Below are 8,272 nucleotides of genomic sequence, written 5' to 3' on the forward strand. Positions count from 1 at the left end.
TTTGAGTTGTCACACCGATGTCGCTGCGGTTGCGAAACTCTTCTTCCATCAACAATTCTTTGAGAATAGCAATGGTTAAGTCTTTGTAGGTGTATTGTTCCATGTCGAAGTGAACTGCTACACCGAGTTCTTTAGCCCGTCTGAGTAGAGTCCGGATACGATCGCTAACTCGTTCCTGACTACCTTTGACATCAAGGGGATCAAACTGGGAATAAAATGCTGTAAGCTTTACGGATACTTGTACTCGTGGTAGTTGTTCTCCTTCTGCTTCATCTATTTGGGCAACTGATGACCACTTCTCAGCAGCTTGGGAGAGTTTAGTCATCAGTTCGAGATAACGATCTAAATATGACTGCGCTTCTGTTTCAGCGATAACTGCTTCCCCAAGCAAGTCTACGGTAAAGCACATTTTTTCTTTCCGTAGTTTTTCTAGGGTTTTGATAATTTGTTTGACATTTTCCCCGGCAATGTATTTATGAGCAAGGGTTTCGACTGCGGGTGCAACGGTCGTAGCTGCTAGTTGACCGGGAACGGAGTCTGGGTTAGCAAAATTAAGAAGTTTTTTCAGAGCTTCTGGGAGTTCGACTTCTTCAGTAGTCAGATATTCTTGAAGGTGAGCAGCTATTTCTGGTTTACTGCGTAATCCTGGCAAGCAGTCAATAAAACGAAATAGTTGTACCCGCAAACCAGGACTTGCCATTGCCCAGTCAAGGAGTTTATCATCCCACCGCATTTGATTTTGCAATTGACCTAAGAAAGAACGATTTTTTTCTTGAGTTGTTGCCAAGATTTGTTTGGCTATTTCTTGGGTCTTGGTTTCGTAGTTGCTATCTGATATTTGTGCGACCATTTTTTTTTAAGTATAGTCAAATTAATTGGGATTGTGTCTCGGATTAATTTAGGTATTTTCCACTAAAATAGATGTAAAATTTAGTGTTTTTCCGATATTGTTTCCGGTACTTTCAGTCCAATATTTTGTTGTATTTCAATTCTACTTTAAAAAATATTCTGTGACCATACTTTTAGTTTGTTGATTAACAGAAATTAATCAATTGTGCTATTTATCCTATTAGACATCTCCGAATTAAGATATAGACTTTTTGCACAAGCAAGCAACAAGGAAAAGATAATATCATTTTGAAAAAAGAATCTGGCGTTGCTGAAACACGGTATTAAATTGCCAAGAATGTAAGTTTTAAGTCTAAAATTAAGAGTGCAAATCATACCTATTTCCTAGCCAAAGTTGCGGAAAAAACTCCTTTCTACCTCCTGAGGACTGAGGACTGACTCCTTGAATATCATACATTTATTCACCAACGCCAAGAATCTTACGAATAATTTGGTCAACTAAAATGGTTGAAGTCAGAAAGTCAAAAATGATAATAAGAGAGCTATTTCTAGCTGACTACTGACTATTGACTACTAGAAACAGTCCAAATATTTTTAGCAAACATTTATCACGCTTGGTATAAGAGATTTTTAGGGTGACTTTTTGTATCTAATCTTATGTGGTTTGGGAAAAGAGTTATTTATTTTTTGGGAAATGTCTCATAGCTCAATCTAAGGATTTCCAGAATAGTGATACTAATTAACTTAAAAAATGTCATAAATAGTTGGTAACTGAGGGAGTAAAATAATAAGCTGAAATTACTATAATATTGAAGTTTTAAGTACCTAAAATATTATTTATGATTTCTGAGTTTAGTGAAACTGTATGAGATAGGTTGACTATAAATGCCCTATAAATTGGTCTTCAGCAATTAACAATTAACAATTAATAATTAATAATTACCCCTTCTTAAAAAAAAAGGATTGACTAAGAAGGAAAATTTTTGATTTTATCCTCTATCCAAGGGGAGGCTTTAAACCTGAATTGTTTAATTATTAATTATTAACTATTAATTATTAATTATTCGGTAATTGTCTGATTAAATTATCTGAGGAATTAAAATTATAGAGAAATGACTAAGGGTTATATAAAATTTTTTAGAAGTATATTCGTAAGATAAGTTAAGAGTTAATTGCTTCAAATGCAAATCATATCAAATCAAATCTGCTTAATTGCACATAAAATCCGGTTATACGATATATGTTTATAATTCTATTTATACTTCAATATTCAATCTCTATCTCCCCACCTCCCCACCTCCCCATCTCCCCATCTCCCCATCTCCCCATCTCCCCAACTCCCCATTCTGCAATTTTGCTAGTTCTTTTAGTGGTTTAATTTTCCAACACATATAAATAGGGTTTGCGCTCAAAAGTCTTATGGGTGAGGGTAGTCCTCAAGAGTCAGTCCTCAGGAGTCAGGAGGAATAGGGAATTTAGAGGAGGCAGGAGGAAAAATCATCCCTTAATTTTTCAGCAAGAGCGTCAACCCAAAATCTTAACATGCATGAGCTCCCTAGAACGAAAACTTCCTACTTTTTCAATACCTAAAAAGTCTAAAACCTTTATATTTCAATGCTTTTAGATTTAATCAGCCAGCCCTAAATATTCCAGCACAGAGTAATACCAACTGAAATTCCGATAACAATTTTGATAAATAGATTGATTAAGCGGGGGTCATTAGAAGCATAACTTGTCTTCGTAATCATAACTAAAGTTAGAGGTAGAGAAATAATTAAAGTCAAACCAAATACAACAATTTGATTCAACATAATTGACAAAATTTGCCTCCTACTAAATCCTAATGGTAACTGATACAAATTCACCATTAATTATAGATGAATGCCGAGCAAAATATATAAAACATCGGCCTGATTTTAGTTGCTGGTGAGTATCCCCAACTATAAATTTATAGCGGATTAAAATTAGTGGTAAGTTTCCATCTCCCACTAATTTTTACTTCTGAGTTATGACTTCTGACTCTCACGGGCTGACAAGCAAAAAAAATACCCTAGAGTTTAATTTAGCTCCAGAGTATGTTTTAGTTGGGGTGTTATGAAAATTTCCTTTTAATCGGAGCGGCGGGATTTGAACCCACGACCCCCACTACCCCAAAGTGGTGCGCTACCAAGCTGCGCTACGCCCCGTTAACCTTAACTAATATATCACGCCATATCATATTTTGGCAACTAATTTTACTCAAAATATTCCAAGGCACATTTTTTTATAATAGCATATTATCAGATATATATATCAAATCTCATTAATTAGGGGTGGCTAATTAACTCTCAAAGCATTGACAGATAAAGGCAAGTCCATTTTTTGGTCGAAAAGTGAGCATTTTGGGCAGACAAGGGCAGAAAAATCAAGGGACAATTCTTCGGAATACCCCCTCTATAAATTCCCATTTATCTTAACTACTCCCTACTCCCTACTCCCTAACATGACATTACTCAAAAAATTTTCAACATTTTTGCTGCTGGGACTAAACTAGATACAGCTTCTACAGACCATTTTCCCTCGCCCCTGCGCCCTTGATTTAAAATAAACTCAACGGTATAACTTTCAGGAAAACCTTGCACCTGCATCCAGAGCAAATCACTTTCAGCTTCACACGCTATTCTTTCGCCATCCATCAACTCATCCGCCATCTGGCTAATAGTTTGGCTTAACTGGTCTAATAATCGACAAAAATCGTCAAGTTCCCCTTCAGTCAGTTCTATTGACCAATCATCCCCACCAACTAAACCCTTAAACTCTAATGCTTGAGGATTCCAACCTAAGCGCCAACCATCTCCACTTTTGACTATTCGTTCCATAACTTAAGGCTTAAGTAAATCTGCATCTCCTGGTTGGGGAACCATTGGCGCTCTTGGAGCTAATCGCCCAGAATTATCTCTGTGCTCTACTTCTGGTATGGATGGGGGGTTGGAGTCGCCTCCAAAAATATCTACCAACCTATTAACTAAAACATTTCTCTGAGAACGAGTTAAATTTTGAATCGCTTGACGATCGCCCTTCATCGGATTTTCTGTCAAAGAATCATTGCCTGGATAAACAGAGGACTGTAGATAATCATTGGCTCCCAAATAATCTGCTAATGTTAATTTCCAGTCAAACCGATAATTGGGTGCACGACCTTTGACATAAAAATGATACCTAATTAAACGCGATACTAGGGTTTCCTCAGTATTAACTTCCCCCGTTTCCTTAGATATATAATCATTTTCCAATGGCAAATCTGGTATTTTTTCATATACAAACGGCCATACTTCTGTTGGCCGCACCCGCCGTTGGACAATTTTGATTGGGTACTCAGAATTTTCTTGGTTTGTAACTTTGAGCAACTGATGTTCTAATAAATAAGTGAAATGGACTGCTGTACTAGCTAAAGAAGTCCAAAAAAGTTCAATAGCAGCCCAAACAATCACTGTTACTAGAGTAATTGTGAAATATTTGAGCCATCGCTTCTTGCTCATGGTTATTTGCAACCAACTACCAAAAAGTTTAAACAAAGATGATAGCTAGGAGGTTTCAACCCCTGGGTGAAAAATGAGTCGCGGGATTTATCCCGCAGTATTCCAGACATTTATCTAGGATTTTGCCAGTATACTTAAGATTTTCCTAGAATCATAGCATAGCTTAGTTAACTCTAAGACTAAAATTACCTTTTTATCGTCTCAATGCTTGTCAAGCTGATGATTTTAAACGATTAACTAGGCTTAATTCTGAAGTGCTAATACCTTGTTGAGAGTTGATAAATCTCAGGGCTTTGACATCCTCCTTTGCCTTTAGGCAAAGGGATTCCTACTGAGCCGAAGCTCCTCGGTGGGTTGACGTTTTGCTGACGCAAAGCTCCGCTAACACAGGCTGCTCCACCCACCCCTCTTGCTCCCCTCCCGGGAGGGGATGGGGGTGGGTTATACTGGCCTCCGCGTCCGTTTTTTGTCTCGGACTGCCAGAGAGCGACTAATAGCAAAGATAACATTATGTATTCAAAAAAAACAACTAAAAAGTCCCCCGCTTATGGGCGAGGCTTTCAACCCAATTTTTGGCGTTGCTGAACTAAGGGATGAATCTTTGCAGAAAAGGTAAATCCCAGCTTTTACTTCCTCTTTCTCTAAAACAATAATTCCAATGCGCAAATATGCAACGCCAATTTTTTGGTAATTAGGTAAAAACAGGTGGATTTATTTATCCCGTTCTACTGAACTTATCCAAACTTACCTAACCTGTGGTTAGGCTTTGGAGACGAGCTTCCTGCTTCATTGAGAACCACCGACCGCAGTCTGTAATTTTATTCTCTCCACAGGCTTAAAATCGGCGGGAACTCCACCTACTTATTTTAAGTATAACATAAGCTAACCCAGACGTAGAAGGATTCCTATATTTCAATTGTAATATTTTTGTGGTAGTTAGGAGTCAGGAGTCAGAATTTTCAAAGTTTTTCATCAGTCTTAACTATTATAAAAATTCTCACAAATCATTTAGGATTGCTATATCAGTCATTACTGATAGCTCTATACGGTTGATATAAGATCATAACTTCTAAGGTATGGCACTATTAGAGTAGATCTTCAGATTATATAACTGTAAAAAAATCCTTAACTGAACTGTATTGACTTATAGCTTGATTTCAAAGTAAAACCATGATGATAATGTAGTCAAAATCAAGACTGATGTAAAACCAATTCACTTTAAAGATGTCAGAAATAGTTTCAAAATTTATATGTGAAATAATTTCCTGAAATTATTGTAGTTTCAAAAAATTTCTAAGCCTATAAAATCTTAATATATGACTTTTGACTGTCTTGAGTCCGTCTTACATTCTGTTCGCGAAGCTTTTCCGCAGGAAATGGAGACCTCTGAATTACCCACTCGCTTTTAACTTTCTTGAAACAGTATAACCTGTAGTTATTGAACAATAGACCCCTACCCAAAATAACCAAACAATTATTTTCCCTATTCCCTATTCCCTGAAAACCACATGAATTCCAACAAAAATTTACTATAATTTCTCAAATTTATTCAACTCCATAAGAACTTTAAAAAAATATTTACACCCTCTGAGAATTTCTACAAATACAAATGTACTTATGAAGAAAATCCACAAAGGGCGTAAAATTTTATAAATCTTATTTAGATATCCAAGTCTTAGAATAAACCAAGAGTTAAAGAAATATCAATTGGTAAAGTAGCACCAATACCCAACCATAGAGTAACTGCAGTACCAAATAGGAATACAGCAGTAGCTACTGGACGACGGAAAGGATTTTGGAACTTATTGACATTTTCAATGAAAGGAACCAACATTAATCCTAAAGGAATAGAAGCCATTGCCACAATACCCAACAATTTATTAGGTACAGTACGCAGAATTTGGAAAACTGGCCAGAAATACCACTCAGGCAAAATTTCTAGAGGAGTAGCAAATGGATCTGCTGGTTCACCAACCATAGCAGGATCTAGTACAGCTAAACCTACACATAAGGCAAGTGTACCCATCATTACTACTGGGAATACATATAGCAAATCGTTAGGCCAAGCAGGTTCACCATAGTAGTTGTGACCCATACCTTTAGCTAACTTAGCTCTTAATTGAGGATCGCTCAGATCCGGTTTTTTCAAAGTGGACATAACAGTTCTTTTCTCCGTGATAGTTGATATTCTCTCCGAGTTGAAGCACGGGAGATTCTACCATACCTTAGTAAGTCGGCAGGTTGAGGTTTCATTTACTGCTGCTAACTTTGGCAGTAGTCTGACGCTTTTCCCCGCATCAATTTATAGTGCCCGAAGTATGTCCGGCGACTAAATATATTTACCGTAGCAAAAGTATTACTAGAAGAAGGAGGCTTCAAACTCAGTTTTATCGTGAAATCTAGTGTCTGGTTAATGACAGCCTAACTTACAAAGGTCCTGAGATACCTTGCTTACGAATCATTAAGAAGTGCAATAACATAAATACTGCAATTAACCAAGGTAATACAAAAGTATGAAGACTGTAGAAACGAGTTAAAGTTGCTTGACCAACACTTGTACTACCACGCATTAGTTCTACAATGAATGGACCAACAAATGGAATTGCATCAGGTACACCAGACACAATTTTTACCGCCCAGTAACCAATTTGGTCCCAAGGTAAGGAATAACCAGTCACCCCAAAGCTAACAGTAATTACAGCCATAACTACCCCTGTTACCCAGGTTAATTCGCGAGGCTTTTTGAAACCACCTGTGAGGTAAACCCGGAAAACATGAAGAATCATCATCAGCACCATCATACTGGCAGACCAACGATGGACAGAGCGAATTAGCCAACCGAAGTTAACTTCAGTCATAATGTATTGGACTGATGCTAATGCTTCTGTTACTGTTGGCTTGTAGTAGAAAGTCATGGCAAATCCAGTAGCAAACTGAATTAGGAAGCACATTAGAGTAATTCCACCCAAGCAGTAGAAAATATTTACATGAGGTGGAACATATTTGCTAGAAATATCGTCTGCGAGCGCTTGAACCTCTAAGCGTTCGTCAAACCACTTATAAGCTGGTGAATCAGTTACCTGTTTTGAGAACATGAAGCCAAAAATCCTAGATGAATATTGCTGTTTATTAATAAATTAAGTTTTTGGGTAGTTAGGAAAAGATACTCAAATCAACCCTTGAATCAGCAATACAAATATCATACCAACTGACAAAGGAATCAATCAGCAAGTCTACTATTTGAGTAGATAAATATTTTTCCTTGCCCACCCTCTAGTAAAAAAATTTAACATAATTTGTAGATATATTTCAGATAAGGTGGCAATTTTTGTAGAGTTTGATATTTGAAATAATTTTGGTTTATCATAGAAATTTTATCAAACAACTTCACTATATCGGCCAATTCTTAATCCTTGATAATTTAATACTTTTGTTTTATGAAAAAAAGATTTTTCCAAATTACACTTCTATTAATATTCCCAATTATTCTGACCTGGGGACTTTGGACATCCTCTGCCGCAGCATTGACTGAAGAACAAAGCTTATTAGGCGAAGCTTGGCGCATAGTCAATTTGGCTTATGTTGATGATTCTTTCAATCATCAGAACTGGTGGTTTAAGCGTCAAAATTTAATGAAGAAACCCCTGAAAACTAGAGAAGAAACTTACAGCACCATTCAAGAAATGTTGGCTAGTCTAGGAGACCCATTCACGCGACTTCTCAAACCACAACAATACCGGAATTTGCAGGTCGATACTTCTGGAGAATTAACAGGAGTGGGTTTACAAATTGCCTTAGACTCTCAAACAGGAGAACTAATAGTCATCTCTCCCCTGGAGGGTTCTCCTGCTGAAACTGCTGGTATCCAATCAGGCGATCGCGTGGTCAAAATTGATGGCCATCCA

General features: G+C 37.1%; 7 protein-coding genes and 1 tRNA gene. 1 reads left to right on the forward strand and 7 read right to left on the reverse strand.

The annotated features are described in order from the left end of the window. The 7 genes from F6K22_RS01355 to petB all read right to left on the reverse strand — a co-directional run. On the reverse strand, nucleotides 1–850 hold an 850-nt coding region (locus F6K22_RS01355), incomplete at its 3' end, for a proline dehydrogenase family protein (RefSeq protein WP_293092482.1). A 1,639-nt stretch (nucleotides 851–2,489) separates the two neighbouring features. Then, on the reverse strand, nucleotides 2,490–2,717 hold the full coding sequence (locus F6K22_RS01360; protein WP_293092484.1) for a hypothetical protein: 228 nt from the start codon (nucleotides 2,715–2,717) through the stop codon (nucleotides 2,490–2,492). 244 nt (nucleotides 2,718–2,961) lie between these two features. Further along, nucleotides 2,962–3,035: transfer RNA gene (locus F6K22_RS01365), tRNA-Pro, on the reverse strand. Nucleotides 3,036–3,341: 306 nt separating this feature from the next. Next, nucleotides 3,342–3,707, reverse strand: coding sequence for a DUF1818 family protein (locus tag F6K22_RS01370; protein WP_293092486.1), 366 nt, complete (start codon nucleotides 3,705–3,707; stop codon nucleotides 3,342–3,344). 3 nt (nucleotides 3,708–3,710) lie between these two features. Further along, nucleotides 3,711–4,403 (reverse strand): hypothetical protein, encoded by a 693-nt coding sequence (locus tag F6K22_RS01375; protein ID WP_293092488.1) that lies wholly within the window; start codon nucleotides 4,401–4,403, stop codon nucleotides 3,711–3,713. A 1,639-nt stretch (nucleotides 4,404–6,042) separates the two neighbouring features. Beyond that, entirely contained in the window at nucleotides 6,043–6,525 is a 483-nt protein-coding gene (gene petD / locus F6K22_RS01380) for a cytochrome b6-f complex subunit IV (protein ID WP_293092490.1), read from the reverse strand. Nucleotides 6,526–6,793: 268 nt separating this feature from the next. Then, the gene (gene petB / locus F6K22_RS01385; protein WP_293092492.1) at nucleotides 6,794–7,462 is read right to left on the reverse strand and encodes a cytochrome b6; all 669 of its coding nucleotides are present in this window, start codon (nucleotides 7,460–7,462) and stop codon (nucleotides 6,794–6,796) included. A 342-nt stretch (nucleotides 7,463–7,804) separates the two neighbouring features. On the opposite strand from petB, the gene F6K22_RS01390 reads away from it, so the two are divergent. Beyond that, nucleotides 7,805–8,272: PDZ domain-containing protein (locus tag F6K22_RS01390; protein WP_293092494.1), on the forward strand; the 468-nt coding region annotated here is incomplete at its 3' end.

It is taken from the genome of Okeania sp. SIO2F4 (assembly GCF_010672385.1).
GTDB lineage: Bacteria > Cyanobacteriota > Cyanobacteriia > Cyanobacteriales > Microcoleaceae > Trichodesmium.

What these genes read in the sequence shown, in the direction of transcription:
- F6K22_RS01360 (WP_293092484.1), bottom strand. Translation starts at nt 2,717, where the DNA reads ATGGTGAATTTGTATCAGTTACCATTAGGATTTAGTAGGAGGCAAATT.
- F6K22_RS01370 (WP_293092486.1), bottom strand. Translation starts at nt 3,707, where the DNA reads ATGGAACGAATAGTCAAAAGTGGAGATGGTTGGCGCTTAGGTTGGAAT.
- petD (WP_293092490.1), bottom strand. Translation starts at nt 6,525, where the DNA reads ATGTCCACTTTGAAAAAACCGGATCTGAGCGATCCTCAATTAAGAGCT.
- petB (WP_293092492.1), bottom strand. Translation starts at nt 7,462, where the DNA reads ATGTTCTCAAAACAGGTAACTGATTCACCAGCTTATAAGTGGTTTGAC.